The sequence below is a fragment of the Bordetella genomosp. 8 genome (assembly GCF_002119685.1).
Lineage (GTDB): Bacteria > Pseudomonadota > Gammaproteobacteria > Burkholderiales > Burkholderiaceae_B > Bordetella_C.
On the sequence record NZ_CP021108.1, the window covers coordinates 2,764,918 to 2,790,757 of the forward strand.

The window sequence follows — 25,840 nt, forward strand, 5'->3', positions numbered from 1 at the left end:
CCGACCAAGCGGGCCTGGCCGGAATCGGATTCCGGCCGTACGCAGGCCCTAGTCAGGCCCTAATCGCGACCGTGGACGCGGTCGATATGCCCCAGGTCGCGGGCGGGGTCGATCCGGTCGCGCACCAGCTGCTTGAGTACCTTGGCGTCCGGAAAGCCACCCTGTGCCTTCCGGTCCCATATCAGCGCGCCGTCGCAATGCACCTGGAAGATTCCCCCCGTGCCAGGGATCAGCGCGACTTCGCCCAGGTCCGTGCCGAAGGTGGATAAAAGCTCCTGCGCCATCCAGCCCGCGCGCAACAGCCAGTGGCATTGGGTGCAGTAGGTGATGGCCACACGGGCAGGGGCGGTCGCAGTCATACGGGATCTCCGGCTTGGGGCTGCAGCGCCTGGATCAGGGCGCGCGCGTAATTGGGCAGGGCCTCCAGCGTGCGGGCGCACAGCATCAAGCGCCTGTCGGCCCACGGTTCGTCCAGTATAAGCAGGCGCGTCTGGCCCCGGCGTGTCCACCTGCGGGCCGCCGATTCCGGCATGATCCCCAGGCCGGCGCCCTGGATCACCAGGCGCGCCACCGCGTCGAAGCCGTGCACGCGCACGCGCGCACGCAGCGACCGGCCGATGCGCGCGGCGTGATCGTCCAGGTAGATGCCCAGCGCGCTGGCGGCCGGCAGGCCGACGTGGTCGTGATCCAGCGTCTCATGGAAGCGGGCGCGTGCGCGGCGGCCCAGCGCGTGGCCGCGCGGTGCCAGCAGCACCAGCCGATCGCGCCGGAAAGGCGTGGCATACAGGCCGCCCAGGTCCAGGGCGTCGGAGACGATGCCCACGTCCGCCGTGCCCTCGCGCAGTTCGGGCAGGATGCGATGGCTGGGGTGTTCCTGCAGGTCCACGTCGATGCTCGGATGCCGCAGCAGGAAAACGCCCAGGGGCTCCGGCAGGTGTTCCGTCACCGCGGACGTATTGCAAAGCAGCCGCACGCGTCCCTTGAAACCGCTGGCGTAGTCGCCCAGGTCTTCCTGCATGCGGTCCACGTGCTGCAGCAGGCTGCGCGCATGGTAGGCCAGGGCCTGGCCCGCCGCCGTGGCCTGGACGCCGCGCCTGCCGCGTGTCAGCAAGGGTGTGCCGAGCGATGCTTCGAGCCCGCGCAGGCGTGCGCTTGCCGACGCGAGCGCCAGATGCGTGCGCGTCGCGCCGGCCGTGATGCTGCCGCTTTCGGTGGTGTTCAGGAATAGCCTGAGGTCGGTCAGGTCGAAGCGCATGGGTGGGCTCGGCAGGTCGGGCGCGCGGCCGATGTGGCTACGCGCGGGCATTACGCGCGATTTCTCGGGAGTCCGCGGGCCTCCGCGGGGCCGTTTTGTTCCGCTGGCGGATCCTGCCTACGGTACAGCCGAAGGCAGCCTCAGTGTAATACCGCTTTCCGCGCATCGCGCCGGCGGGCATCATGCCCGGCATGGCTACCTTGTTCGATTTTTACCGCGATGGCGGGACTGCGTTGATTCTGCTGGTGATGGCCAGCTTTGCCGTGGCCGGTCTGGTCAAGGGCGTGATCGGGCTGGGCCTGCCCACGGTGTCCATCGCGATGCTGAGCGTGGCTATGGCGCCGCCGCAGGCTGCGGCCCTGCTGATCATCCCGTCCATGGTGACCAATGTCTGGCAGCTGGCCGCCGGCGGACGGTTTCTTTATCTGCTGCGGCGTCTCTGGACCATGCTGGCGGGGGTGTTCGTGGGAACCTGGCTGGCGGGCGTCTGGCTGGCCGGCCGGGAAACCGCCTGGGCGGGCCACGCCCTGGGCGCGGCGCTGCTGGTGTATGCCGCCATCGGCTTGAGCGCCGTGCGCCTGCACGTGCCGCACGATGCGCAGCGCTGGGCCGGGCCGGTCGTGGGCGCAACCACCGGCGCGATCACGTCGGTGACCGGCGTCTTCGTGATCCCCGCCGTGCCTTACCTGCAGGCACTGGGACTGGACCGCGACGCGCTGGTGCAGGCCATGGGCCTGGCCTTCACCGCATCGACCATCGCGCTCGCCGGCGACCTGATCCATGGCGGGCAGCTCGGCGGGCGCGAAGCCTGGGCGTCGCTGCTGGCGCTGGTGCCGGCGCTGCTGGGCATGCTGGCCGGCCAGTGGCTGCGGCACCGCGTCAGCGCCACGGTGTTCCGCCGCTGCTTTTTCGCCGGCGTCGGTGCCTTGGGCCTGCATTTGCTGCTGGCCTAGGCGGGGGACTTCATCGGTAGGCTAAAGTCTGAGGATGTCGCGGCGCGGGCCGCGGCACCGCATCACGACGGAGGCCCGGATGAACGACGATTACGCGCTGCTGACTCCCCAGGAAATGGCAGCCGCCGACCAGGCGGCGATGCTGGCCGGGCATGCCGGGACCACGCTCATGGAAAACGCCGGCGCGGCGGTGGCGCGGGCGGTGCGCGCCCGCTGGGCACCTCGTCCGGTGGCCGTGCTGTGCGGGCCGGGCAACAACGGCGGCGACGGTTTCGTCGCCGCCCGCTATCTGGCGGCCGCCGGCTGGCCGGTCACCGTCGCCTTGCTAGGCACCGTGCAGGCCTTGAAGGGCGATGCCGCCCATCATGCCGCGTTGTGGCCCGGCGATGTGCTTCCCCTGTCGCCCTCGGTGCTGGAAGGCGCGGCACTCGTCATCGATGCGATATTCGGCGCCGGCCTGGCGCGGCCGGTCGACGGCCTGGCGGCGGCCACCTTGCAGGCGGCGCAGGAGCGCGGGCTGCCTGTCTGCGCGGTCGATACGCCCAGCGGCGTGGACGGGGGCACCGGCGCCGTGCGCGGCACGGCCGTGCCGGCGGCCTGCACCGTCACCTTCTTTCGCAAGAAGCCCGGCCACCTGCTGCTGCCGGGGCGCGCGCTGTGCGGAGAGCTGATCGTGGCCGACATCGGCATTCCGCCGTCGGTGCTGGAGACGATACAACCGCGGGTCCACGAAAACGCGCCCGCCGACTGGCTGCGGCGTTTTCCCTGGCCGCGCCTGGATGGCCACAAGTATGCGCGCGGCCATGCCGTCGTCATGGGTGGGGACGTGATGACCGGCGCGGCGCGGCTGTCCGCGCTGGCGGCGGCCCGCATCGGCGCGGGCCTGGTGACGGTGGCGGCGCCCACTCCCGCGTGGACGGTCTATGCGGCGGCGCTGACCAGCATCATGGTGCAGCCCGTGGCGGACGAGGCCGCCTTCCAGGAGCTCTTGACGGACAGCCGCAAGAACGCCATCGCCATCGGTCCCGGCGCGGGCATATCCGACCTCACGCGCGCGCACGTGCAGGCCGCGCTGGCCACGCGGCGCGCCGTGGTGCTGGACGCCGACGCGCTGACGGCCTTCACCGACAAGTCCGGCACGCTTTTCCACGCCATACGCGGACCCTGCGTGTTGACGCCGCACGAAGGCGAATTCGGCCGCCTGTTCGATCGCGCCGGCGACAAGCTGGCCAGTGCCCTGCGCGCCGCCCAGCGCAGCAGCGCCGTCGTATTGCTGAAGGGGGCCGACACCGTCATCGCGGCCCCGGACGGACGCGTCGCCATCAACGCCAATGCGCCGCCGGATCTGGCTACCGGCGGTAGCGGCGACGTACTCACAGGGATGATCACCGGCCTGCTCGCCCAGGGGATGGAAGCGTTCGACGCCGCATGCGCGGCCGCCTGGATACACGGCGCCGCGGCCACGGCGCATGGTCCTGGTCTGATTGCGGAAGACCTGCCCGCGCTGATTCCCGGCGTGCTGCGCGGACTCAAGGAAGCAGGGGACCCCGAGCGCAACGCGCGGGGGCGGCCCGTGTGACGGCGAAGCCCACAAGAAGAACCAGGCAAGTAAAACCCGACAAGGAAAACCTGACGTGCAGACTGCGATTACCCGCTTGCTCGGCATCGAGCATCCCATCGTGCAGGGCGGCATGCAGTGGGTCGGCCGCGCCGAACTCGTATCGGCCGTATCCAATGCCGGCGCGCTCGGCGTGCTGACTGCGCTGACCCAACCCACGCCCGAGGCCCTGCATGACGAAATACGCCGTACGCGGTCGATGACGGATCGCCCATTCGCGGTGAACCTGACCATCCTGCCCACGCTCAAGCCGGTACCCTACGAGGCCTACCGGGACGTCATCATCGAAAGCGGCATCAAGATCGTCGAGACCGCCGGCAACAACCCGGCGGCCCACATGCCGGCCTTCAAGGCCGCCGGCATCAAGGTCATCCACAAGTGCACGACGCCGCGCCATGCGGTCAAGGCCGAACAGATCGGCGCGGACGCGGTCAGCATCGATGGCTTCGAATGCGCGGGGCACGTGGGCGAGTCGGACCTGCCGGGGCTCATCCTCATTCCGGCGACGGTGGCGCGGCTGCGCATACCCGTCATCGCGTCGGGCGGCTTCGGCGATGCGCGCGGCCTGGTGGCCGCCCTGGCGCTGGGCGCCGAGGGCATCAATATGGGCACGCGGTTCATGTGCACGCAGGAGTCGCCGGTGCACGAGAATATCAAGCGGGCCATCGTGGAAAACAGCGAGACCGATACCTGCCTGATTCTGCGCAGCCTGCGCAACAGCAACCGCGTGGCGCGATCCGCCCTGGCGCAGAGCGTCATCGACATGGAAAGGGCCGGGGCGGGCATCGACCAGATCGGGCCCAGGATCGCGGGCGCCAAGGGCCGGCGTGTCTATGAAGAAGGCGATACCGAAGCCGGCATCTGGACCGTCGGCATGGTGCAGGGCCTGATCGACGACATTCCCACCTGCGCGGCGCTCATACAGCGCATCATGGCCGAAGCCGAAAGCCTGGTGCGAGACCGCTTGTGCGGGTTGGTCGGCTGACCGCCGCGATACATGCAACCGTGGCGCGCCGATGGCAACCCAAGCCCTCGCGAAACGCTAATCAAGGAGATGACGTGATTCCATCCGAAACCGCCGTGGCCAACCCGGCGCCCGCCGCCGACCCATGCCTGCGCCAAGTACGCCGCGGCGGCGTGCTGGTATTGACGCTGGACAGGCCTGAACGCCGCAACGCCTTGAGCCTGCCGCTGTACGAGAGCCTGCTGGTGGCCTTGCAGGCGGCCGCGCGCGACGACGAAATCGGCGCCGTCGTGCTGACGGGCGCGGGTCCGTCGTTCTGCGCCGGCGGCGACGTCGTGCGGATGGCCAGCAACGTGGGTGCGCCGCCCGCGCCGTTCGAAGTCCGCTTGCGCGATCTGCGCCGCCGCACCGGCATCAGCGAATTGCTTCACGCCATGCCCAAGCCGACCATCGCCATGATCCGCGGCCATGCGATAGGCGCGGGCCTGAGCCTGGCCCTGGCCTGCGACATGCGCTACGCGGACACGACCGCCCGCCTGCGGACCGGCTTCGTCGACGTCGGGCTGTCGGGCGACTTCGGCGCGCATTACTTCCTGCCGCGCCTCGTCGGCGCCGCCAAGGCTCGCGAACTTTTGCTGACCTCACCCATGCTGGACGCGCCAGCGGCTGCGGCGCTGGGGCTGCTCAATGGCGTCTTCGAACCGGACGGATTGGAAACCGCCGTCATGGACACCGCCACCCGACTCGCACAGGGCCCGCGCGCCGCGATCGCCCACATCAAGGACAACCTGAACGAAGCCGCCCATCTGCGCCTGGACGAAGTCCTGGACCGCGAATGCTGGCGGCAGCTTCGCTGCATGGAAACGCCCGATCACCACGAAGCCGCCCGCGCATTCGCCGAAAAGCGCCCACCGCGCTTCGCCTAGCAGATGCGTGGGCTCAAGGCCGGGTGCCGCCGGCGTAGGCCTGGGTGGCGCGTGGGGCGGGGGTAGGCGTTTGCGCGGTCGGATAGTGTTGTTCCGCGCCGCTGGGCAAGGCGGCCACCATGGGGGCGCGCATCCATGCCGCGATGTCGCGCCAGACGATCTCGGCCTGCAGGTCTCTCAGCAGCATGTGGTAGCCGTCGCTGTAAAGCGCGACGCGTGGACGCGCGTCGATGGGGGCGTTCTCGATGCGGTGGAGGGTTTCGGTGACTACTTTGTCCGGCAGCACCTGTTCGTGCCGCCCGAACAGCACCAGCAGCGGAACGTTCGGCGGGATCGCGGGCAGGGCGTCTTCGGCGTTGCTCATCAGGTCCACCAGCCCTTTCAACGCATCGATGCGCGTGCGCTTGATGACCAGCGGGTCATTGCCCAATGCGCGCAGCATCTCGATGTTGTCGGACGGCATGATCTTCAGGCCGCGCGGTGGCTCGACTTCCATGCCCGGCACGGTGTTGTAGCCCAGCCATAAGGTGAAGCGGTAGAACGGATTCATGACCTCCCGGCCCCACATGGCGGGGGCCGACAGGATGGCGCCGGCGATATGCGTGGACAGCGGCGCGCGCTGTCCCATGGCCGGCGGACCGCCCAGCGCGGACGCCACCACCGCGCCGCCCATGCTCTCGCCCAACACGTATACCGGCACGCCGGGATGCGCGGCGGACACCGCGGCGACGGCGGCGTTCAGGTCGGCGACCATGGTGGCGGTATCCGCCCAGATACCCGGCCTGGGACCGGCGCCGAAACCGCGCTGGTCATAGGCATAGGTCACGATGCCCTGTCCCGCCCAGTAGCGGGCGGCCTGGTCGAAGGCATTGGAATAGTCGTTCATCCCGTGCAGCGCCACGATGGCCGCCCATGGCGTCTGGGACGGCTGCCAGCTGCGCAAGGGCAGGTGCGCCCCATCGACGGACACCAGGGTGTCGCCGTCGATCGCCGGCGTGGCGCTGGCCGGGCCCATGGGCTGGAAGCTGGTGCTGCAGGCCGCCAGCGCCAGCGTGGCCAGCACGCAGGCGCCCCGCAGCCAGCGGCGCGCGCGCGGATGCGGGCGGCTGGGTGGCGAGGCTGGCGGGCGGGCAATCGGCATGGTGGATAACCTGATTCGGCGTGGGCGGGTGGCGGCGAGCGAGGGATACACGCACGCGACGCCACATCGGCAACGAAGTCGATTCTAAAAGACAGCAATGGCGCCGCGAGCGCCAACCCCCGGCCGGCGGCGTTGAATCTGGCGTACTATATCGCCCGTCGTATACCGCTGAACATAACGATGGGAGTTCCAATGAAGCTGCGTATGATCCCCTTGGCCCTTGGGCTGTGCGCCGCGCTGGCCGGTACGATGGCCCACGCCGCCGAAGTCCAGGTCGCCGTGGCGGCCAACTTCACCGCGCCGATGAAGGCGATCGCCGATGCATTCCAGAAAAAGACCGGCGATACGGTCGTCGCGGCCTATGGCGCCACCGGCCAGTTCTACGCCCAGATCAAGAACGGCGCTCCCTTCGAGGTATTCCTGGCGGCCGATGACAGCACGCCCGCCAGGCTGGACCAGGAAAAGAGTACCGTGCCCGGCACCCGCTTCACCTACGCCATAGGCGCGCTGGCGCTCTGGTCAGCCAGGGAAGGCTACGTCGACAAGGATGGCAAGGTCCTGAAACAGGGCGGTTTCGCGCACCTGTCCATCGCCAACCCCAAGGCGGCGCCCTATGGGCTGGCCGCCATCCAGACACTGGAAAAACTGGGGCTGCTGGAGACGCTGCGGCCCAGGATCGTCGAAGGCCAGAACATCAGCCAGGCGCAGCAGTTCGTCGCCAGCGGGAATGCCGAGCTGGGCTTCGTCGCCCTGTCCCAGGTCTACAAGGACGGCAAGCTGACGGGCGGATCCGCCTGGGTCGTCCCGGAATCCCTGCACGAGCCGATCCGCCAGGACGCGGTCATCCTGGCCAAGGGGAAGGACAATCCCGCGGCGCGGGCCTTCGTCGATTTCCTGAAAGGCCCGGAGGCTGAGAAAATCATCCTTTCCTTCGGCTACAAGCGCTAAGACGATACATCCATGCTGACGAGCGAGGACGCCGCCGCCATCTGGCTGACGCTGAAGCTGGCGGCGCTGACCACCTGCCTGCTGCTGGTCATCGGCACGCCCATCGCCTGGTGGCTGGCGCGCACTTCGTCGCGCTGGCGCGGCCCGGTCAGCGCGGTGGTCGCGCTGCCGCTGGTGCTGCCGCCCACGGTGATCGGCTTTTACCTGCTGCTCGCGATGGGACCGAACGGCTATGTCGGCAAGCTGACCCAGGCCCTGGGCATCGGCACCCTGCCTTTCAGCTTTGCCGGCCTGGTGGTGGGATCGCTGGTGTATTCGCTGCCCTTCGTGGTCCAACCCCTGCACAATGCCTTCGGCGCGGTCGGCCGTTGGCCCCTGGAAGCCGCCGCCACGTTGCGTGCGGGTGCCTGGGACCGTTTCGTGACCGTGGCGCTGCCCCTGGCGCGTCCAGGCTACCTGACCGCCGCCGTGCTGGGCTTCGCCCACACCGTGGGCGAATTCGGCGTGGTGCTGATGATAGGCGGCAATATTCCCGGCCGCACCCGCGTGGTCTCGGTACAGATCTACGACCACGTCGAAGCCCTGGAATACGGCCGCGCGCACATCCTGGCGGCCGGGATGGTGGTGCTTTCCTTCCTGATCCTGCTGTTGCTTTACGCACGGCGCCGCGATCCCTGGAGCAGGGCGTGAGCGCGTCGACAGAACTGGACTCGCGGCCGGCAGGGCAGGGCGTGCGGCCGGCGGACGCCGGGCCGGCCATCACCCACGCGGGCGCCGGGCGGACGATCGAAGCACGATTCCGCCTGCGTCATGGCGATTTCGACCTGGACGTGGCCCTGAGCCTGCCAGGCAGCGGCGTGACGGCGCTGTTCGGTCCCTCGGGCTCGGGCAAGACCACGCTGCTGCGATGCATCGCCGGATTGGAAAACGCCGATCCCGGCTTTCTGAGCGTCAACGGCGACGTATGGCTGGACTCTTCGCGCCGGCACGCGCTGCCGCCGCATCGGCGGCCGTTGGGCTACGTATTCCAGGACGCGTATCTATTCCCGCACCTGGATGTGCGGGCCAATCTGTACTACGGCTACAAGCGCGTGGCGCCGGCGGACCGCCGCATACAGCCCGACGACGCAATCGCGCTGCTGGGTATCGGGCATCTGTTGTCTCGCATGCCTGGCGGGCTGTCGGGCGGCGAACGCCAGCGGGTGGGCATGGCCCGCGCGCTGTTGACCAGCCCCCGGCTGCTGCTGATGGACGAACCCCTGGCCGCGCTGGACGACCGTCGCAAGCAGGAGATCCTGCCCTACCTGGAACGCCTGCACGATGAGCTGGACATTCCGGTGATCTACGTCAGCCACGCCGCGCAGGAGGTCGCCCGCCTGGCGGACCACGTGGTCCTGATGGACAACGGCCGTGTCGTGTCCAGCGGGCCGATCGGGGAAACGCTGGCCGACCTGGGCCTGCCGCCGGCGCGCGGCGAGGATGCGTCGGTCGTGGTGCAGGGCGTCGTCGCGGATTACGACGAAAGCTACCGGCTGCTGTCGGTTGCCTTGCCCGGCAGCCGCTCCACCTTGCGGGCCGTGCACGCCGCCGCGCCAGCGGGGCGGCGCATGCGCCTGGTGGTCAAGGCGCGCGACGTCAGCCTGGCGCTGACCCGGCAGGACGACGGCAGCATGCTCAACATCCTGCCGGTCACCGTACAGGGCAGCACCCCAGCCGACAACCCGGCCCACGTGATGGTGCGCCTGGACGCGGATGGCACGCCATTGCTGGCGCGTGTCACCCGCTATTCGCACGACCGTCTGCAGGTCACCCCCGGCCTGCGCCTGTGGGCGCAGATCAAGGCCGTTTCGCTGCTGGTTTGAGGAGACGTTAAAATCCGCCCGGATTAATACTTTCGGCGTCATGCCCCCGGATTCGTGGATCCCATCCAGGTCAGCATCGTTATGCCGGTGTACAACTGCGCCGCCTTCCTGCCGGCATCGCTGGATTCCTTGCTGAGCCAGCGCGGGTTGTCATTGGAAATCATCGCAGTCAATGACGGTTCTTCCGACGACAGTCTTGCCGTGCTGCGCGAACGGGCGCGGGCGGATGCGCGCCTGCGCGTCATCGACCAGGCGAACCAGGGGCCGTCGGTGGCCCGCAATGCCGGATTGCAGGCGGCGCGCGGCGAGTGGATCGTCTTCGCCGACGCCGACGACTGGGTCACCCCGGATACCTTGCGGGAATGGCACGACCTGGCGCGGTCCGGCGACGTCGACGTTCTGATCGGCAACGGCTACCGTTTCGCCACCGAGCCCTTGGTGCCCACCAAGGGCCCACTGCTGCAGCGCCAGCGCTGGGACGAAGTCATGTCCGGCCCGGACTGGATCGTCCATTGCACCAGCCAGGGGGAATGGCCTCACTATGTCTGGTTGCAACTGATCCGGCGTTCATTGATCGAACAGCATGGATTGCGTTTCACGCCGGCCCTGCTGCACGAGGACATACTCTGGACGCTGCATCTGGCGCTGGCGGCCCGGCGCGTGGGCTTCGCGCGCAGGCCCGCGTATGCCTATCGCCTCAATCCGGATTCCATCGTTCGTTCCCCATCCCAGACGTCGCTGGCGCGTCGGGCGCAGAGCTACGTCCACATACTGAAGGCGCTGGTCGACTGCGCGGGCGCCGTGCGTGGCAACGCGGCGCTGCGGCGTGCGCTGTTGCGGCACGCCAATGTGGAATGCACGCATCTGGAAAGCATCCTGCGCAAGGAAATGCATGGCGGGCCCTTGCGCCGCGACGTGGCCCGCCGCCTGCATGAAATGAAGATCTGGCGCGCGCTGTGGCGGGGCGCCAGCGGTGTCAGGCAGCATCGGCGCCTGGTCCGCTGCTACCTGACCGTCGCGCGCTATCGCCGATGAAGTATCCTGCGGCGATGGCGACTTCATCGACCCCCAAGATGCCGAACTCCACCGCGTCCGCCGACCGGGTCCCCGAACGGGTCCCCGAACGGGTCCCCGAACGGGTCCCCGAATGGGTCCCCGAACGGGTAGATGTACGGTTTCGCCTGCGCGTCCGCAAGGGCGAGCTGCTGGCGATCGGGCCGGGCAAGGTTGCGCTGCTGGAGGCCATCGCCGAGCATGGATCGATATCCGCCGCGGCGCGCAGCCTGGGGATGTCGTATCGCCGGGCGTGGCTGCTGATCGATGAATTGAATCGTGCCCTGGCCGAGCCAGCGACGGAATCCGGCCCCGGCGGCGCCAGTGGCGGCGGCAGCACCCTGACGCCGGTGGGCCAGCGCATCATCGCCTTGTACCGGGGCATAGAGACGCGTGCCCGGGACGCCTGCCAGGACCAGATCCGGGAACTGACGTCGCTGTTGAGCCTGGACCCGGCATCGGACTCCGCCTGAAACACATGGACAGGGCGGGGCGGGATGCGCGCGGTGCCGTCGCGTTCACTTCCTGCGTGACCTTCGTCCGGTCGCGCCGGCATGGGTGTCGATCTGCGCCACCGCGGCGCTGAACAGGTCGATGAAGCGCTGGCCCGGATCCGACAGCACCGATCCCCGCCGCGTGACCAGGTTCAGCGAACGCCGCACCACGGGATCGCGCAGCGGCGTGAGCAGCATGTCATGCGCGGCGGCGGCCGGCCGTATGCTGGTCGGCACGATGGCCACGCCCAGGTCCTTGCCTGCCAACGCCAGCGCGGTAATGGTATTGGTCGCCTCGTACGCCGGCCGCAGCGCCTGGCCCGCCCCCATGAATACGTTCTCGGTCAGCGTGCGCACCGTGCTGCCCACGGTCAAGGTGATGATGGGTTCGGACAGGATGTCCTTCCAGCGCACGATGCGTTTACGCGCCAGCGCGTGTCCCGGCGGGAAGGCCACCGCCAGCGTGTCCTCGGTCAAGGCCTGGCTGTCCAGCTCGCTGTTCTTTTGTATGCCGAACCCCAGGCCGAAGTCGATTTCGCGCGCGTAGATGCGGCCGATGATCTCCTCATTCACGCACTCGCGGAATACCACCGACACACGCGGGAAATCGTCGCGGAAGGCCTTCAGTACTTCCGGCAGCACCGTTCCCGCCAGTTGCGGCGCCAGGCCCAGTGAAATGCGCCCCGCCTGGTCCGCGGCCAGGCCGCGCCCGCAGGCCAGCACGGCCTGCGCATCCGCCAGCATGCGTTCGGCGATGGGCAGCACCTGGCTGCCCGCCGGCGTCAGGGCCACGCTGCGCGTGGTGCGCTCGACCAGCCGCGTATCCAGCCGTTCTTCCAGCCGCCTGATCAGGATGCTCAATCCGGCCTGCGTCAGATGCAGCTGATCCGCGGCCCGGGAAAACCCGCCCAGGCGCGCGAGCAGCACGAAGGCTTCCAATTGGCGCAGGTTCAGATTCATAAAATTCTGCAATGAGTGGATAGTTGACTGTTATTTTACTTATCAACCACGGCGCATGACACTGTCGCATCGCTTCCACGTGCAGGGCCAAGGACATGGGTTACACCGCTATCGAGAAGGTACTGGCACGGACCTCGGGTAAACCCGGCGTTCGTGCGGGCGATCTGGTTTACCCGGAGCCCGACATGGTGATGATCCACGACGGCCTGGTGAAGGAAGCCAAGGTCGAACTGGACCGCATCGGCATCGGCCGCGTCATGCAGCCGCAGAAGGTCATGATGGTCAGCGACCACGACGTGGTCTACGGCAGCGACCGGGCCGCCGAGCGCGGCGCCTTCAATCGCAAGGCGGCGGCGCAGTGGGGCGTGGGCAACTTCTATGACGCCGGGCGCGGCGGCCACGGCCATATCTTCCCGATGGAAGACGGCAAGGTCCTGCCCGGCATGTTCTATTTCGACAACGACACCCACGCCACCAATGCCGGCGCCGTCGGCGCCTTCGGCATGCGGGTGGGCAACGAAATCTCGCGCGTGCTGGCCACCGGCACGACCTGGGTGGAAGTCCCGCGCACGGTGCTGCTGGAATTGCGCGGCCGGCTGGCCGATGGCGTCATGGCGCGCGATATCGGTTTCTTCCTGGCGCGCCAGGTCAAGCGCAAGGTGCTGGATATCGACCTGGACTACCGTGTCGTCGAATACGCCGGCGACCTCGATGCCTTCGGCTTCGGCGCGCGCGTGGCCCTGTGCAGCACGCCCACGGAAATGCGCGCGGCCGGCGTTTTCGTGCCGCCGTCGGAGGCCATGCTGGCCTACTGCCGCCGGCACGCGCAGCGCGACTTCGAGCCCGTGTACAGCGATCCCGACGCGGAATACGAATCGCGGCACCTGATCGAGCTGGCGCATATCGCGCCCCAGGTCTCCTTGCCGGGCAACGTCGGCAATGCGGTCGACGTGGGCGAAGCCGCGGGCACGCGCATCGACCATGCCTTCATCGGATCCTGTGGTTCCGGCACCTACGAAGACATGCTGCGCGCGGCCAGCATGCTCAAGGGCCGGCGTATCGCCGATCACGTCAGGCTGTTCATCGTGCCCGGCACCGAGAAGTCCACCCGCCGGCTGGCGGAAGAGGGCGTCATGCAGGTCTTGCTGGACGCCGGCGCGATGCTGCTGCCGGCCGGCTGCGGCCCCTGCAACGATGCGGTGGTCGGGCCGCTGGCGGCGGGCGAAGCCTCCATATCGACCGCCACGAACAACAACGCGGGACGCTTCGGGCCTGCCGACGCGCGCCTGTACCTGGGCAATCCGGCCACGGTGGCGGCGTCGGCGGTGGCCGGCTGTATCGCCGATCCGCGCGGCCTGGATGCCGATGCCGACCTGTGTCGCCGTAGCGAGGCCGCCTATGAATGACTATCAATGGGTCCTGCGTGGCCGCTGCTACAAGCTGGGCGACGATGTGCCGCATCCCGGCGGAGTCATTCCCGCGCGCTTCATCACGGCGCGCGAGATGGATCCGGCGGTATTGACGCCGCATCTGTTCGCGGAGACGGATCCGGGTTTCGTGCAACGATGCCGTCCGGGCGACATCATCGTCACCGGCCGCAATTTCGGCATGGGGCCCAAGGGCAATGGCTATGTCGCGATGCAGGCCCTGGGCCTGGGCCTGGTGTGCGCATCGATGTCCGTGCAGGCGTACCGCGCGGCGATCAGCACCGGCCTCCGCGTGCTGAACCATTGCCCCGACATCACGGCGTACTGCGAGACGGGCGACGAGCTGGAAGTGGATTTCCTGAATGGGACGTTCACCAACCACACGCAGTCGCTGACCCGCCAGTTGCCGCCGGTGCCCGAAGCGCTGCGCGAACTGCTGGCCTACGGGGGCAACGAAGGCTGGCTCAAGCATTGGTGGACGACGCGTCAGGACGCGCCCGCCGCCGCGGGGCGGCGCTAGCGGCAGTATCGGATCGGTGATCCACGCCAGCCGGCGGATGGGTCACCCGCGAGAACAAGGATCCGCGCCCATGGGCGCGGACAGTCCACCGGGAAGAGGGTGGAGACGACATAAGCATAGGTACCGGCGGACAAGTATGCACGGACCGATGCGGGGAACCGCCACGCGCTCAGGCAGGTAGCGTGGGGGTACTGTGTTCAATCGTCACAGGAGTGGCGTCGTGCCTTGCCGGTGCGCGCCTTGTTGCCATCATGTCCATATCTCGATCGCGTTTCCTGCGCGGAGCGCTGGCTTGTGCCGTCCTCTGCGCGTCGTCCACCATGGTGCGGGCGGCGGATACCTATCCCAATGGTCCCATCCGGTTCGTGGTGCCGGCCACGGCCGGCGGCACCACCGATGTGCTGGCGCGCGTCGTCGCGCAGCACATGACGCAATCGTGGGGCGTTCCCGTGATCGTGGAGAACCGCGCCGGGGCGGGCGGCGTCATCGGCGCCTCATACGTCATTTCCAGCAAGCCCGACGGCCAGACCGTGCTGGTCGCGCCCAGCGCCTTCGGCGTGCGGTCCGCGCTGGACAGGCGGTTGCCCTACGATCCCTTGAAGGATCTTGCCGGCGTGGGTCTGATGGCGCGCTCGCCCAGCTTCCTGGTGGTATCGCCCAGCCTGGGCGTGAAGTCGCTGGCGGAGCTGGCGGCCTATGCGAAGGCGCGCCCCGATGGCGTTGCCTATGGTTCCGCGGGGGCCGGCAGCACCGGGCACCTGCATGCGGCGCAATTCGCGGCGGTGTATGGATTTTCGGGCGTGCACGTGCCGTATCGCGGCACCCCGGAAGCCGTGACGGACGTCATGCAGAACCGAGTGCAGTATGCCTTCGCGCCCGGCCCCAATGCCTTGCCGCTGGCGCGCGACGGCCGCCTGCTGGTCCTGGGCGCGACGTCCGCCGAAGGCCAGAAGTTCCTGCCGGGCGTGGCCGTGGTCAACAAGCCCGGCATGGACGGCGTCAACGCCGACGATTGGTTCGGCGCCCTGGTGCCCGGCAAGACGCCGATGGATGTGCGGCAGAAGCTCAGCGCCGAAATCGCGCGGATCCTGGCCTTGCCGGACGTGCGCAAGCGTCTGAACGATCTGGGGGCCGAACCGGTGTCCAGCACGCCCGAGCAATTCGACGCGCTGCTCAAGGGCTACGTCGTGTCGATACGCAAGCTCGGCGAAGAGATGAATATCTCGCTGGAGTAGTCGTCTGCCGGCGGCAGCGGCAGGGCCGCCGCTGCCGGGAACCCGCGACACCGGTCAGTGGTGATGGTCGTCGTGGTGCCAGTGGTTGTCATGATGATCGTGATGATCGTCATGGTGCACCACCACCACCGGGCGGCGGTCATGCCCCCATTCGTTGTGGCCGCGATAGACCACGGGCGGCGGGGCGACGTATACGGGGCGCGGGGCAACCACGACCGGCGGCGGCGCGGTATAGACAGGCGTGCCGATGCCCAGGTTGATGCTGAGCTGGGCCTGGGCCGCGGGCACCGCGGCCGCCGCGGCAAGGCCGGCCAGCGTGGCCAGGATGGCGCGTTTCATGGGACGGTCCTCCGGCAACGGTCAGCCCTGGCTGGGGGCGGGGGCAGCCTTGTGCTGCTGTTTGCGCGCCGCGTGGCGCTCATGCGATTCGGCGAACACCTTGTCGGCGTTCTTCTTCTGGTCGTCCGGCATGGCGTTGTACAGCGGAGCGAAGACGGCAGCCAGTTTCTTCACGCCATCGGAATTGGCCTGCGTGATTTGGGCATAGGAGTCCAGGTCCTCGAGCGCGGACATGGTGTCGCGGTCCTCGCGCTTGGAAATCAACTGGTCGATCTGGGCGGCGTTATCGCGCATGGTCTGCGCGACGACCGACCATTGCTGTTCTTCGGCCGAGGTGATCTTCAGTTGGTCGTGCAGCTGCTTGATGTGCTGTTCGACGCGCGCGTTGGCCTGCGTCGTCGCGGCGGCGCCGGTGGCGGTCACGGCGGAGTTTTGCGCCAGGGCCGCGCTGCCGAATAGCAGCGATGCGGCCAGCATGGTGATGCGCAGTTTCATCCTGTTCTCCTGAGGAAATGCGATTGAACACCGCGCCATGGCCCGGGTTCGGGACGCATGGCGGAAGCGGTGCCCAGCATACGCATTTGCCCAAGCGCGAATTTGTGCCGTCCCCCTTAATTGGTGATGAATCGTACTGTCAGCTTCGCGGGCTCGACGCGCCCGGGCCCCTGGAGTGACGGCTTTTGCGCGCCCCCGCCGTATCGCCGGCGGCGGCGCGACGTTTTGCCATTGCTTACGACTCCGCCAGATTGTGGGCGCCTGCCGCGTGTCCGGAGGGGCGTTCAGGAAGCCAGCGGTCCCGGACGCGCGTCGCTGGCGGACGGATCGCCGACGGTTTCGCGACAGGCATCGCGCAGGATCTCGACAAAGCGTTCTTCCGCTTCCAGGGCGACATCGCGCCGGCGGCGTATCAGGCTGATCGGCGGCAGCGACCAGTCGAAATCCCAGGCCACGCGGATCACGTCGCCGCTGCGCGCGAGATCGTCCGCGATGTCCTCCGGGACGATGGATACCAGGCTGTCGTCATGGCGCATCAGCAGGGCGATGACGTCCATGGAATAGGTCTGTATGCGTGGCGATGGCGGCCGCACGCCCGCACGGGTGAAAAGCTCGCTGATCATATTGCCGATCGGCGTGGCCGGTGCGGGAAGTATCCAGTTCATCTCGGCCAGCTCGCGCCAGTCGGGCTTGCGCCGCGCGATGCGCCGGGCCAGTTGGGGGTTGGCGACCAGCGCCGGCCGCTGGGGGTAGAGGACTTCGTGATGCAGCTCGTCCATGCCTATCATCACCGACGCCCGGCCGATGACGCAGTCCAGTTCGTGCGCCCGCAGGCCTTGCAGCAGTTGGTCGGTGGTGGCGCGTTCCAGCCGCACGGTGATGCGATGGCCTTCGTACAGCCGCTCTATGGTGGGTACGAGTACGCGGGCGGAGATGAAGGGTATCGCGCCGACGTGCAGGTGCGCCGAATGCCCGCCGCGTAGCGCGTCCATTTCCAGGGCCCAATGGTCGATGTCCTGCAGCATGTGGCGCGCGCGCACGACGGCCAGTTCGCCCAGGGGCGTGGGGTGCAGGCCGCGCGCGGTGCGCAGGAAGAGCGGCCCGCCGAACAGATCCTCGATTTCGGCCAGCGACTTGGTCGCCGCCGGCTGGCTCACGCCCAGGGACTCCGCGACGCGGGTCAGCGAATCGCCAGGCGATATGCGGGTGAGCAAGGTCAGGTGGCGCAGCTTCAGGCGCGAGAGCAGGCGGGCGGAGACAGGTTGCACGGTGATCCCGGGGCAATTTTTGTGAAGCACGATAATAACCATATGGTTATGGATCCATCATAAAAAACATCGCTTCCGTTATTGGCTGCTACATATACTTTCAACTTTCAGGGATAAGGCGTCGGTCATGGCCACTTCCGCGTTCACTACCCGCCCGGAGATCCGCGGCACCTTCGGCGTCGTGTCGTCGACGCACTGGCTCGCCTCGCAGGTCGCGATGAGCGTGCTGGAACGCGGCGGCAATGGCTTCGACGCGGCCGCCGCCGGCGGCTTCATGCTGCAGATCCTGGAGCCGCACCTGAACGGCCCGGGCGGCGAAGTCCCCATGCTGTTCTGGAGCGAGAAGGAACGCCGCATGCAAGCCTTGTGCGGCCAGGGCAATGCGCCCGCGCTCGCCACGCCGGCCTATTTCAAGGGGCTGGGCGTGGACATGGTGCCCGGGATCGGCCTGCTGCCGGCCACGGTGCCGGCCGCCTTCGGCGCCTGGCTGACGCTGCTGCGCGATCATGGCACCTGGGAATTGGCCGACGTCCTGCGCCCGACCATCGAGTACGCACGCAACGGCTTCCCCCTGGTGCCGCGTATCGTGCAGGCCATCTATGCGGTCCAGTCGCTGTTCCGTGACGAGTGGACGTCCTCGGCGGCGGTATGGATGCCGGACGGCCGCGTCCCGCACCCCGAAAAGCTGTTCCGCACGCCCGGCATCGCCGATACCTATGCGCGCATCCTGGAAGAATCCAGCGGCAAGGGCGATCGCCGCGCGCGCATCGATGCGGCCATCGACGTCTGGTACCGCGGCTTCGTCGCGCAGGCCATCGACAAGTTCTACCGTACCCAGGCCATCCGCGACACCACCGGCGAGCGCAACACCGGCCTGCTGCGGCTGGACGACATGGCCGCGTGGAAGCCGCGCTACGAAGACCCCGTGACGACCCAGCTGGGCCGTTACACCGTCGCCAAGTGCGGTCCCTGGTCGCAGGGCCCGATCTTCCTGCAGCAGCTGTCGATACTGCGGCACCTGGGCCTCGAAAACACCTCGCCGGATTCGCCCGAGTTCGTGCACAAGGTCGCGGAAGCCGCCAAGCTGGCCTTCGCCGACAAGCTGGCCTGGTACGGCGACCCCGATGCGGTGGACGTGCCCATGCAGGCGCTGCTGTCGGACGACTACGCCCGTGCCCGCGCGGCGCTGATCGGCGATCGCGCTTCCGGGGAGCTGCGCCCGGGCAATCCCGACGGCCGCACGCCGCGCCTGCCCGACCTGGAAGCGGCGGTACGCACGCTGGCGGCGTCGGACACGCGCTTCGGCGTGGGCGAGCCGACGTTCGCGCAATTGCCGCCCGTGCAGGAATGGCTGGAGCGCGAAATCTTCGTCGGCGACACCTGCCATATCGACGTGATCGATCGCGACGGGAATATGGTGGCGGCCACGCCGTCGGGCGGTTGGCTGTCCTCCAGTCCCGCCGTACCGGAACTGGGCTTCTCCATCACGACCCGCCTGCAGATGACCTGGCTGGACGAAGGGCTGCCCGGCACCTTGCGTCCCGGCATGCGTCCCTGCACCACGCTGTCGCCCGGCATGGCGCTGCGCGACGGCGAACCCTATATGGCTTTCGGTACGCCCGGCGGCGACCAGCAGGACCAGTGGGCCGTGGCCTTCTTCCTGCGCCACGCCTTGTTCGGCATGAACCTGCAGGAAGCCATCGAGTATCCGTCCTGGCACATCGACCACTTTCCCGGCTCGTTCTGGCCCCGTACGACCACGCTCAACCGTATCACCGCCGAATCGCGTTTTCCCATTGCCACGCTGGAAGCGCTGCGCGCGGCCGGGCATGAGGTCAAGGTGGGCGGCGACTGGTCGGAAGGCCGCATCAGCGCCTGCACCCGCGAGCCCGAGGCGGGCGGGGGCCGGCTGCTGCGCGCCGGCGCCAACCCGCGCGGCATGCAGGGGTATGCGCTGGGCCGCTAGCACACCGTTTTTTTTCGCAAGCCTGGGCACGCGGGCCACGGCTTGTCGTTGCAACCCGCCGCGCGACAACCGGATCGCGCGGCATATTCTGGGGATTCCCTTATGAACTCGATACGACGTTTCCTGCGCGCGGCGGCTGTCGCGCTGGCGGTCCTGCCAGGCCTGGCCCTGGCGGCCTATCCCGAGAAGCCCATCACGCTGATTGTGCCGTGGGCCGCCGGCGGCTCCACCGACATCCTGGCCCGCCTGCTGGCGCAGCACATGAGCACCAGCTTCGGCCAGTCCGTGGTCGTCGAAAACCGTTCCGGCGCGTCCGGCAACATCGGTTCGGCCTTCGTGGCGCGTTCCAAGCCGGACGGCTACACGCTGCTGATCGGCTCGATGAGCACCCACACGATGAACCAGGCGCTGTACGCCACCATGCCGTTCGACGGCGTGAAGGATTTCAGCCCCATCGCCGAATTGGCCCTGGTGACCAACACCATGGTGATCAATCCGGAAGTGCCCGCCAAGAACGTGGCGGAGTTCATCGCCTATGCCAAGGCCCATCCGGGCGCGGTGGCCTATGCCTCCGCCGGCGCCGGTTCGACTAACCACCTGAGCGCCGCGCTGTTCCAGAAAGCGACGGGCGTGCAGATGGTCCATATCCCGTACCGTGGCGGCGCGCCCGCCGTGCTGGACACGGTCGCCGGCCGTACGCAGCTGTTGTTCAGTGCCGGCACGCAGACGCTGCCGCACGTCAAGACCGGCAAGCTGCGCCTGCTGGCCGTGACGGAAGACAAGCGCTCGCCGCTGCTGCCCGACGTGCCCACGGTCGCCGAGACCGTGCCCGGCTACGAGCTGGCGGTGTGGTACGGCGCCTTCGGCCCGGCCGGCATGGACCCGGCGCTGGTGCAGAAGCTGAACACCGAGATCAATCGCATCCTGGCGCTGCCGGACGTCCAGAAGCAAATGGGCGATATCGGCGTGCAGGTCCTGCAGACCACGCCCGCGCAGTTTCAGAAGACCCTGGAGCAGGACGCCGACAAGTACGGCAAGCTGGTCCGCGAACTGGGCATCAAGGCTGACGAGTAATGACCGACACCGCTTTTTCCATCAATGGCGTCCCGCTCCATCGAGCGGTGCTGGACGGCGTGGAGGCGCTCGCCGCGGCTTGCGCCGGCACCGACCCGGTGGCCTTGTTCGCCGCCATCGACGCCTACGCCAAGCCTGTCCTGCGCCAGACCTTGTGCACCGTGAACCGCTTCGATGCCAAGCGCATCGCCGTGGTCCGCCTGTACAGTTCCGACCCGGTGGCGTATCCGCTGGGCGGGTCCAAGGAAAAGGCGGGGACGCGCTGGGGCCAGCATGTCCTGCTGGACCGGCGCGTCTATGTGGGAGAAGGCGTCGACGCGATCCGTGAATCGTTCGACGACCACCAGGCCATCCTTGCGCTGGGCTTGAAGTCGGTGATCAATGTGCCGGTGGTGGCGAACGACGTCTGCCTGGGCACCCTGAACCTGCTGATGCCGACCGAACGCATCGATGGCGGCCAGGTCGCCTTCGCGCGCCTGGCCGGCCTGCTGGCCGTGCCGGGCTTCGTGGCGATGGCACGCTGAGGCCTCACTGTCCCGGCGGCATCTTCGCCAGCGCTTCCTTTATTTCCTCGGGCGTCAGGTCGACCTTGTGCGTGGCGATCGACCAGCGATGGCCATGCGGATCGTCGATCTGGCCGTAGCGGTCGCCCCAGAACATGTCGGTGGCCGGCATGACCAGCGTGGCGCCGGCGGCCACCGCGCGTTCGATGAAGCCGTCGGCGTCTTCGACGTACAGGTGCAGCACCATGGACTTGGGCTGGCCGGCCTGCGGTCCCAGCGAGCCCCATTGAGGGCATTCCTCGGCCATCATCATGGCCGAGTCGCCGATGCGCAGCATGGCGTGCATCAGCATCTTCCCATCCGGCGACATGAGCTTGGTTTCCAGCGTCGCACCGAACGCCTTTTCATAGAATTCGATGGCCGCCAGCGCGTTGGCGCAGATCAGGTGCGGCGTCAGGGTATGCATGCCGGGCGGGATGGGGCGGGACGATGGCGTGGGCATGGTAAGGTTCCTCTCAGCTTGGGCGGCGGGCCGGGCCGCGGATACGGGCCTGTCCTACGACGAACGGGACCCCGGTGTTTCGACATCGGCCGCGCGAGGCGCGGGCTAAACTTTTATCACGCCAGCCATACCGCCCCAAGACACCGGAGTCACGATGAAAAAATCCAGGCCCAGGGTCCTGCCCATGCGCACCATGCTGCAGGACGAAATGGAGATCGCCACTTCCGGACGCGGATTCTTCGAATTGACGCAGGACGTCCGCTCGATGGTGGCCGGCAGCGGCGTGCAATACGGCCTGGTCCATGTATACACCCAGCACACCAGCTGTTCGCTGCTGATCACCGAAAACGCCGATCCCCAGGTCCGGGCCGACCTGGAACGCTATTTTGCCCGCCTCGTGCCTGATGGGGACCCGCTGTTCCTGCATGACGAAGAAGGGGCGGACGACATGCCGGCCCATGTGCGCGCCGCCCTGACCGGCGTGAGCCTGACCGTACCGGTTACCCGGTCGGATCTGGCGCTGGGAACCTGGCAGGGCATCTATCTCTGGGAGCACCGCCTGCGGCCGCATCGCCGCCTGGTGACGGTCACCGTCACCGGCTATAGCGAGCTGGCCAACGATAACGGCAACGGGTAGCGTCGAGATGGAATTGCGGCAGCTGCGCGCCTTCGCGCGCATCGTCGAACTGGGCAGCATGGGCCGCGCGGCGGCGGAACTGGGTGTGGTGACATCCGCGCTCAGCCAGCAGATCAGCCGCCTGGAAAGCGAGCTGGCGACCCGGCTGTTGCAGCGCACCGCCACGGGCGTGATACCCACCGACGCCGGCCGCGCCTTCCTGCGCCAGGCGCAGCTGGCCATCCGCCATGCCGACGCCGCCGCCATGGCCGCGCGCGAGGCACGGCTGGCCGGGCAGGTCAGCGTCGGCCTGGCGTCGACCACGGCCACCGTGCTCGCGCCGCGTTTCATCCACGCGATGCAGCAGCGCTATCCCGACGTGCGGCTGCGCATGACGGAAAGCCTGTCCGGTCACCTGGCCGCCATGCTGAATGCCCGCCAGCTGGACCTGGCCATCGTTTTCAATACGGATGCCGCCCAGCGCTGGACGGTACTGCCCCTGCTGGACGAGCAATTGGCGCTGATCGGCCAGCCCACCACGCCCCATTGGCCTGCCGCCGACACCGTCAGCCTGGGCGAACTGGCTGGCGTGCCGCTGGTGCTGCCCAGCGCCGCGCACGGCCTGCGCAACCTGGTGGACGCGGCTTTCGCCCGCCTGGGCGCCGAACCCAATATCGCGGCCGAGGTCGACGGCCTGGCCACGCTGATGGCGATGGTCCGGGTCGGCCACGTGGCGACCATCCAGCCTGGCGCCGCCCTGGCGGCGGATCCCATCCTGGGCCGCATCTGGCTGACAGGCCCCGACCTGCACCGCAAGAACCTGCTCGTCAGTTTGCCTGAAGACGAGTTATCGCCTGCGGGCCTGGCCGCCCGTGTCGTCCTTGGGGACGTCGCCCGCGAGCTGGTCAGGGAAGGGGGCTGGCCCGGCGCGAGTCTTCAGAATTTGTGAAGACCTATTGAAGACTTGCCCCTTACGGCGAAGGGGCTTCTGGTCTACAGTCCGCACCTGTCCAAGGAGGGCTAGAAGGCCATGTGGGATGTATTGGTTATCGGCGGCGGCAATGCCGCCCTGTGCGCTGCGTTGATGGCGCGGGAGGCCGGCGCCAGCGTGCTGATGCTGGAGTCCGCTCCCAAGGAATGGCGCGGCGGCAACTCGCAGCACACGCGCAACCTGCGCTGCATGCATGACGCGCCGCAGGATGTGCTGGTGGAAGCCTACCCGGAAGAAGAGTTCTGGCAGGATCTGCTGAAGGTCACCGGCGGCATTACGAACGAACACCTGGCGCGCCTGGCGATACGCGCGTCTTCCACCTGTCGCCCGTGGATGCGCAAGCACGGCGTGAATTTCCAGCCGCCGCTGTCCGGTGCCTTGCACGTGGCGCGCACCAACGCCTTCTTCATGGGCGGCGGCAAGGCGCTGGTCAATGCCTATTACCGCAGTGCCGAGTCGCTGGGCGTGCAGGTGCGCTACAACGCGCCGGTCGACCGCCTGGAGCTGCGCGACGGCCGCTTCGTGGCGGCCTTCGTCGGCCAGGAGCGCATCGAGGCCAAGGCCTGCGTGCTGGCGGCGGGCGGTTTCGAATCCAATCGCGAGTGGCTGCGCGAGGCCTGGGGCCAGAACGAGCGCGGCGAGTGGCCGGCCGACAATTTCCTGATCCGCGGCACCCGCTTCAACAAGGGCGTGCTGCTGAAGTTCATGATGGAGGCCGGCGCCGACATCATCGGCGATCCGGCGCAGTCGCACTGCGTGGCCATCGACGCGCGCGCGCCGCTGTATGACGGCGGCATCTGCACCCGCATCGACTGTGTCTCGCTGGGCGTGGTGGTCAACCGCGACGCCGAGCGCTTCTACGACGAAGGCGAGGATTTCTGGCCCAAGCGCTATGCGATCTGGGGTCGCCTGGTAGCCGGGCAACCTGGCCAGATCGGCTATTCCATCATCGACGCCAAGGCCGTCGGCCGCTTCATGCCGCCGGTGTTCCCGGGGACGCAGGCGGACACGCTGGAAGAGCTGGCGCGCAAGCTCGGACTGGACGAAGCACGCTTCATGCAGACCATGCGCGAGTACAACGCCGCCTGCCGCGTGGGCACCTTCGACCACACCAAGCTGGACGATTGCCACACCGAAGGCATCGCTCCGGCCAAGACTCACTGGGCCCGCCCCATCGACCGCGCGCCTTTCTTCGGCTATCCGCTGCGCCCCGGCATCACCTTCACCTATCTGGGCCTGAAGGTGAACGACCAGTCCGCCGTGCATTTCAACGGCGTACCCAGCGACAACCTGTTCGTCGCCGGTGAAATGATGGCCGGCAACGTGCTGGGCAAGGGGTATACCGCCGGCGTCGGCATGTCGATCGGGACCGCATTCGGCCGCATCGCCGGCACGCAGGCCGCGCAGGCCGCCGGCAAGAAATCATCCATGGGAGCCGCTCTTGAAACAGCTTGAAGCCCTCGTCAAACAGGCGAGCGCCATGCACGTCGTTACGCCCGACGCTTCCATCACCCCGGCCCGTACGGCCGAGGGCCACAGCGCCATGAAGGAAACCACGGTCAAGTTCGTGTCCAAGCACGCGCCGACCACCGAGAACGAAGCCGAAGTCGCGCGCGTCATGCAGATCTGCAATGCCTGCCGCTACTGCGAAGGCTTCTGCGCGGTTTTCCCCGCCATGACCCGGCGCCTGGAATTCGGCAAGGCCGACGTCAATTACCTGGCCAACCTGTGCCACAACTGCGGCGCCTGTCTGTACGCCTGCCAGTACGCGCCGCCGCATGAATTCGGCGTCAACGTGCCGCAGGCCATGGCCAAGGTGCGCGTGCAGACGTACACCGATTACGCCTGGCCGGCCGCGCTGGGCTCGCTGTACAAGCGCAATGGCCTGACGGTGTCGCTGGCGACCGCCGCCATGCTGGCCCTGTTCCTGGTCCTGGCCATGATGTCCGCCGGTTCGCTGATCCACGCGCCGCTGGCCGGCAACTTCTACGCCATCTTCCCGCACAACACGCTGGCGCTGACGTTCGGCGTGGTGTTCCTGTTCGCCATCCTGGCGCTGGGCATAGGCGTGACGCGTTTCTGGCGCAATGTGTCGCCCGGCAAGGCCAGCGGTCCCGCGGTCGCCGAAGCCGCGCATGATGCCTTGCGGCTGCGTTACCTGGATGGCGGGCACGGCAAGGGGTGCAACGAAAACGACGACGCCTTCACGCTGGCGCGCCGCCGTTTCCATCACTTCACCTTCTACGGCTTCATGCTGTGCTTCGCCGCCACCTGCGTGGCCACGCTGTACCACTATCTGCTGGACTACCATGCGCCGTATCCCTTCTTCAGCGCGCCGGTCCTGCTGGGAACGGTGGGCGGCATCGGCCTGCTGATCGGACCGGCCGGGTTGCTGTGGCTGAACCTGCGGCGCCTTCCGGAGCAGGGCGACGTCAACCAGCGCCCCATGGATCGCGGCTTCATCGCGCTGCTGCTGCTGATCTCGGCCACCGGCCTGGCGCTGCTGGCGGGGCGCGACACCGGCGCGATGGGCCTGTTGCTGGCCATCCACCTGGGTACGGTGATGGCGCTGTTCCTGACGCTGCCGTATGGCAAGTTCGCCCACGGCATCTATCGCAGCGCCGCCTTGTTGAAGTGGAACATCGAAAAGCGGCAGCCCAACTCGTTGCAACTGGGCTCTGACTGAAGAAAAAAAACCGCGCCATGCGCGGTTTTTTTTAACGGGCCGTC

The 25,840-nt window shown here is 68.0% G+C and carries 27 protein-coding genes; 19 read left to right on the forward strand and 8 right to left on the reverse strand.

Annotation, left to right across the window (positions count from 1 at the left end; translation table 11 throughout):
* Positions 1-59: 59 nt before the first annotated feature.
* On the reverse strand, positions 60-359 hold the full coding sequence (locus CAL12_RS12605; protein ID WP_086064753.1) for a SelT/SelW/SelH family protein: 300 nt from the start codon (positions 357-359) through the stop codon (positions 60-62).
* A complete protein-coding gene (locus tag CAL12_RS12610; protein ID WP_086067848.1) occupies positions 356-1,255 on the reverse strand; it encodes a LysR substrate-binding domain-containing protein in 900 nt (299 codons plus the stop codon). The genes CAL12_RS12605 and CAL12_RS12610 overlap by 4 nt, the downstream gene beginning before the upstream one ends.
* A gap of 191 nt (positions 1,256-1,446) precedes the next feature.
* Between CAL12_RS12610 and CAL12_RS12615 the strand changes: the two genes are divergently transcribed.
* From CAL12_RS12615 to CAL12_RS12630, 4 genes are all read left to right on the forward strand, one after another.
* Positions 1,447-2,208, forward strand: coding sequence for a sulfite exporter TauE/SafE family protein (locus CAL12_RS12615; protein WP_086067849.1), 762 nt, complete (start codon positions 1,447-1,449; stop codon positions 2,206-2,208).
* Between the two features lie 79 nt (positions 2,209-2,287).
* A complete protein-coding gene (locus CAL12_RS12620; protein WP_086064754.1) occupies positions 2,288-3,787 on the forward strand; it encodes an NAD(P)H-hydrate dehydratase in 1,500 nt (499 codons plus the stop codon).
* 55 nt (positions 3,788-3,842) lie between these two features.
* On the forward strand, positions 3,843-4,811 hold the full coding sequence (locus CAL12_RS12625; protein WP_086064755.1) for an NAD(P)H-dependent flavin oxidoreductase: 969 nt from the start codon (positions 3,843-3,845) through the stop codon (positions 4,809-4,811).
* A 74-nt stretch (positions 4,812-4,885) separates the two neighbouring features.
* Positions 4,886-5,716, forward strand: a complete 831-nt coding sequence (locus CAL12_RS12630; RefSeq protein WP_232464790.1) for an enoyl-CoA hydratase — start codon at positions 4,886-4,888, stop codon at positions 5,714-5,716.
* A gap of 13 nt (positions 5,717-5,729) precedes the next feature.
* Here CAL12_RS12630 and CAL12_RS12635 read toward each other — a convergent pair whose 3' ends face one another.
* Positions 5,730-6,857: an alpha/beta hydrolase gene (locus CAL12_RS12635; RefSeq protein WP_198298436.1), complete on the reverse strand. Its 1,128-nt coding sequence runs from the start codon at positions 6,855-6,857 to the stop codon at positions 5,730-5,732.
* Between the two features lie 192 nt (positions 6,858-7,049).
* Between CAL12_RS12635 and modA the strand changes: the two genes are divergently transcribed.
* From modA to CAL12_RS12660, 5 genes are all read left to right on the forward strand, one after another.
* Positions 7,050-7,805, forward strand: a complete 756-nt coding sequence (gene modA, locus CAL12_RS12640; protein ID WP_086064756.1) for a molybdate ABC transporter substrate-binding protein — start codon at positions 7,050-7,052, stop codon at positions 7,803-7,805.
* Between the two features lie 12 nt (positions 7,806-7,817).
* Positions 7,818-8,495 carry a molybdate ABC transporter permease subunit gene (modB, locus tag CAL12_RS12645; RefSeq protein WP_086064757.1) on the forward strand — a complete coding sequence of 226 codons (678 nt, stop codon included), beginning with the start codon at positions 7,818-7,820 and terminating at the stop codon, positions 8,493-8,495.
* A gap of 68 nt (positions 8,496-8,563) precedes the next feature.
* Positions 8,564-9,667, forward strand: a complete 1,104-nt coding sequence (modC, locus tag CAL12_RS12650; RefSeq protein ID WP_086067852.1) for a molybdenum ABC transporter ATP-binding protein — start codon at positions 8,564-8,566, stop codon at positions 9,665-9,667.
* 54 nt (positions 9,668-9,721) lie between these two features.
* A complete protein-coding gene (locus CAL12_RS12655; protein WP_198298437.1) occupies positions 9,722-10,702 on the forward strand; it encodes a glycosyltransferase in 981 nt (326 codons plus the stop codon).
* Between the two features lie 38 nt (positions 10,703-10,740).
* Positions 10,741-11,193 carry a winged helix-turn-helix domain-containing protein gene (locus CAL12_RS12660; RefSeq protein WP_086064758.1) on the forward strand — a complete coding sequence of 151 codons (453 nt, stop codon included), beginning with the start codon at positions 10,741-10,743 and terminating at the stop codon, positions 11,191-11,193.
* Positions 11,194-11,238: 45 nt separating this feature from the next.
* On the opposite strand, the gene CAL12_RS12665 is transcribed toward CAL12_RS12660, so the two are convergent.
* Positions 11,239-12,174, reverse strand: a complete 936-nt coding sequence (locus tag CAL12_RS12665; RefSeq protein ID WP_086064759.1) for a LysR family transcriptional regulator — start codon at positions 12,172-12,174, stop codon at positions 11,239-11,241.
* Positions 12,175-12,269: 95 nt separating this feature from the next.
* Between CAL12_RS12665 and CAL12_RS12670 the strand changes: the two genes are divergently transcribed.
* The 3 genes from CAL12_RS12670 (at position 12,270) to CAL12_RS12680 (ending at position 15,356) form a co-directional block, all read left to right on the forward strand.
* Positions 12,270-13,580: a 3-isopropylmalate dehydratase large subunit gene (locus tag CAL12_RS12670; RefSeq protein WP_086064760.1), complete on the forward strand. Its 1,311-nt coding sequence runs from the start codon at positions 12,270-12,272 to the stop codon at positions 13,578-13,580.
* Positions 13,573-14,121: a hypothetical protein gene (locus CAL12_RS12675; RefSeq protein WP_086064761.1), complete on the forward strand. Its 549-nt coding sequence runs from the start codon at positions 13,573-13,575 to the stop codon at positions 14,119-14,121. Before CAL12_RS12670 ends, CAL12_RS12675 begins: the two co-directional genes overlap by 8 nt.
* A 251-nt stretch (positions 14,122-14,372) precedes the next feature.
* Positions 14,373-15,356 carry a Bug family tripartite tricarboxylate transporter substrate binding protein gene (locus CAL12_RS12680; RefSeq protein ID WP_086064762.1) on the forward strand — a complete coding sequence of 328 codons (984 nt, stop codon included), beginning with the start codon at positions 14,373-14,375 and terminating at the stop codon, positions 15,354-15,356.
* A 54-nt stretch (positions 15,357-15,410) separates the two neighbouring features.
* Here CAL12_RS12680 and CAL12_RS12685 read toward each other — a convergent pair whose 3' ends face one another.
* The 3 genes from CAL12_RS12685 to CAL12_RS12695 form a co-directional block, all read right to left on the reverse strand.
* Positions 15,411-15,695, reverse strand: coding sequence for a hypothetical protein (locus CAL12_RS12685; protein ID WP_086064763.1), 285 nt, complete (start codon positions 15,693-15,695; stop codon positions 15,411-15,413).
* Positions 15,696-15,716: 21 nt separating this feature from the next.
* Positions 15,717-16,190, reverse strand: coding sequence for a Spy/CpxP family protein refolding chaperone (locus CAL12_RS12690; protein ID WP_157792970.1), 474 nt, complete (start codon positions 16,188-16,190; stop codon positions 15,717-15,719).
* 284 nt (positions 16,191-16,474) lie between these two features.
* Positions 16,475-17,488, reverse strand: a complete 1,014-nt coding sequence (locus tag CAL12_RS12695) for a LysR substrate-binding domain-containing protein (RefSeq protein WP_232464791.1) — start codon at positions 17,486-17,488, stop codon at positions 16,475-16,477.
* 97 nt (positions 17,489-17,585) lie between these two features.
* Between CAL12_RS12695 and CAL12_RS12700 the strand changes: the two genes are divergently transcribed.
* The 3 genes from CAL12_RS12700 (at position 17,586) to CAL12_RS12710 (ending at position 21,022) form a co-directional block, all read left to right on the forward strand.
* On the forward strand, positions 17,586-19,424 hold the full coding sequence (locus CAL12_RS12700; protein ID WP_086064765.1) for a gamma-glutamyltransferase family protein: 1,839 nt from the start codon (positions 17,586-17,588) through the stop codon (positions 19,422-19,424).
* A gap of 102 nt (positions 19,425-19,526) precedes the next feature.
* The gene (locus CAL12_RS12705) at positions 19,527-20,498 is read left to right on the forward strand and encodes a Bug family tripartite tricarboxylate transporter substrate binding protein (protein ID WP_086064766.1); all 972 of its coding nucleotides are present in this window, start codon (positions 19,527-19,529) and stop codon (positions 20,496-20,498) included.
* Positions 20,498-21,022, forward strand: coding sequence for a GAF domain-containing protein (locus tag CAL12_RS12710; RefSeq protein ID WP_086064767.1), 525 nt, complete (start codon positions 20,498-20,500; stop codon positions 21,020-21,022). The genes CAL12_RS12705 and CAL12_RS12710 overlap by 1 nt, the downstream gene beginning before the upstream one ends.
* 4 nt (positions 21,023-21,026) lie before the next feature.
* On the opposite strand, the gene CAL12_RS12715 is transcribed toward CAL12_RS12710, so the two are convergent.
* Positions 21,027-21,503 carry a VOC family protein gene (locus CAL12_RS12715; protein ID WP_086064768.1) on the reverse strand — a complete coding sequence of 159 codons (477 nt, stop codon included), beginning with the start codon at positions 21,501-21,503 and terminating at the stop codon, positions 21,027-21,029.
* A 154-nt stretch (positions 21,504-21,657) separates the two neighbouring features.
* Between CAL12_RS12715 and CAL12_RS12720 the strand changes: the two genes are divergently transcribed.
* From CAL12_RS12720 to tcuB, 4 genes are all read left to right on the forward strand, one after another.
* The gene (locus CAL12_RS12720) at positions 21,658-22,140 is read left to right on the forward strand and encodes a secondary thiamine-phosphate synthase enzyme YjbQ (protein WP_420042773.1); all 483 of its coding nucleotides are present in this window, start codon (positions 21,658-21,660) and stop codon (positions 22,138-22,140) included.
* A gap of 7 nt (positions 22,141-22,147) precedes the next feature.
* Positions 22,148-23,068, forward strand: coding sequence for a LysR family transcriptional regulator (locus CAL12_RS12725; protein ID WP_086064770.1), 921 nt, complete (start codon positions 22,148-22,150; stop codon positions 23,066-23,068).
* 81 nt (positions 23,069-23,149) lie between these two features.
* Positions 23,150-24,565, forward strand: a complete 1,416-nt coding sequence (tcuA, locus tag CAL12_RS12730) for an FAD-dependent tricarballylate dehydrogenase TcuA (RefSeq protein WP_086064771.1) — start codon at positions 23,150-23,152, stop codon at positions 24,563-24,565.
* Positions 24,552-25,796, forward strand: coding sequence for a tricarballylate utilization 4Fe-4S protein TcuB (gene tcuB, locus CAL12_RS12735; RefSeq protein WP_420042774.1), 1,245 nt, complete (start codon positions 24,552-24,554; stop codon positions 25,794-25,796). Before tcuA ends, tcuB begins: the two co-directional genes overlap by 14 nt.
* Positions 25,797-25,840: the final 44 nt, after the last annotated feature.

Excerpts from the sequence above, each read along its gene's own strand:
- CAL12_RS12605 (WP_086064753.1), bottom strand. The coding sequence starts at position 359 with ATGACTGCGACCGCCCCTGCCCGTGTGGCCATCACCTACTGCACCCAA.
- CAL12_RS12610 (WP_086067848.1), bottom strand. The coding sequence starts at position 1,255 with ATGCGCTTCGACCTGACCGACCTCAGGCTATTCCTGAACACCACCGAA.
- CAL12_RS12615 (WP_086067849.1), top strand. The coding sequence starts at position 1,447 with ATGGCTACCTTGTTCGATTTTTACCGCGATGGCGGGACTGCGTTGATT.
- CAL12_RS12620 (WP_086064754.1), top strand. The coding sequence starts at position 2,288 with ATGAACGACGATTACGCGCTGCTGACTCCCCAGGAAATGGCAGCCGCC.
- CAL12_RS12635 (WP_198298436.1), bottom strand. The coding sequence starts at position 6,857 with ATGCCGATTGCCCGCCCGCCAGCCTCGCCACCCAGCCGCCCGCATCCG.
- modA (WP_086064756.1), top strand. The coding sequence starts at position 7,050 with ATGAAGCTGCGTATGATCCCCTTGGCCCTTGGGCTGTGCGCCGCGCTG.
- modB (WP_086064757.1), top strand. The coding sequence starts at position 7,818 with ATGCTGACGAGCGAGGACGCCGCCGCCATCTGGCTGACGCTGAAGCTG.
- CAL12_RS12660 (WP_086064758.1), top strand. The coding sequence starts at position 10,741 with ATGCCGAACTCCACCGCGTCCGCCGACCGGGTCCCCGAACGGGTCCCC.
- CAL12_RS12665 (WP_086064759.1), bottom strand. The coding sequence starts at position 12,174 with ATGAATCTGAACCTGCGCCAATTGGAAGCCTTCGTGCTGCTCGCGCGC.
- CAL12_RS12670 (WP_086064760.1), top strand. The coding sequence starts at position 12,270 with ATGGGTTACACCGCTATCGAGAAGGTACTGGCACGGACCTCGGGTAAA.
- CAL12_RS12675 (WP_086064761.1), top strand. The coding sequence starts at position 13,573 with ATGAATGACTATCAATGGGTCCTGCGTGGCCGCTGCTACAAGCTGGGC.
- CAL12_RS12680 (WP_086064762.1), top strand. The coding sequence starts at position 14,373 with ATGTCCATATCTCGATCGCGTTTCCTGCGCGGAGCGCTGGCTTGTGCC.
- CAL12_RS12685 (WP_086064763.1), bottom strand. The coding sequence starts at position 15,695 with ATGAAACGCGCCATCCTGGCCACGCTGGCCGGCCTTGCCGCGGCGGCC.
- CAL12_RS12690 (WP_157792970.1), bottom strand. The coding sequence starts at position 16,190 with ATGAAACTGCGCATCACCATGCTGGCCGCATCGCTGCTATTCGGCAGC.
- CAL12_RS12700 (WP_086064765.1), top strand. The coding sequence starts at position 17,586 with ATGGCCACTTCCGCGTTCACTACCCGCCCGGAGATCCGCGGCACCTTC.
- CAL12_RS12705 (WP_086064766.1), top strand. The coding sequence starts at position 19,527 with ATGAACTCGATACGACGTTTCCTGCGCGCGGCGGCTGTCGCGCTGGCG.
- CAL12_RS12710 (WP_086064767.1), top strand. The coding sequence starts at position 20,498 with ATGACCGACACCGCTTTTTCCATCAATGGCGTCCCGCTCCATCGAGCG.
- CAL12_RS12715 (WP_086064768.1), bottom strand. The coding sequence starts at position 21,503 with ATGCCCACGCCATCGTCCCGCCCCATCCCGCCCGGCATGCATACCCTG.
- CAL12_RS12720 (WP_420042773.1), top strand. The coding sequence starts at position 21,658 with ATGAAAAAATCCAGGCCCAGGGTCCTGCCCATGCGCACCATGCTGCAG.
- CAL12_RS12725 (WP_086064770.1), top strand. The coding sequence starts at position 22,148 with ATGGAATTGCGGCAGCTGCGCGCCTTCGCGCGCATCGTCGAACTGGGC.
- tcuA (WP_086064771.1), top strand. The coding sequence starts at position 23,150 with ATGTGGGATGTATTGGTTATCGGCGGCGGCAATGCCGCCCTGTGCGCT.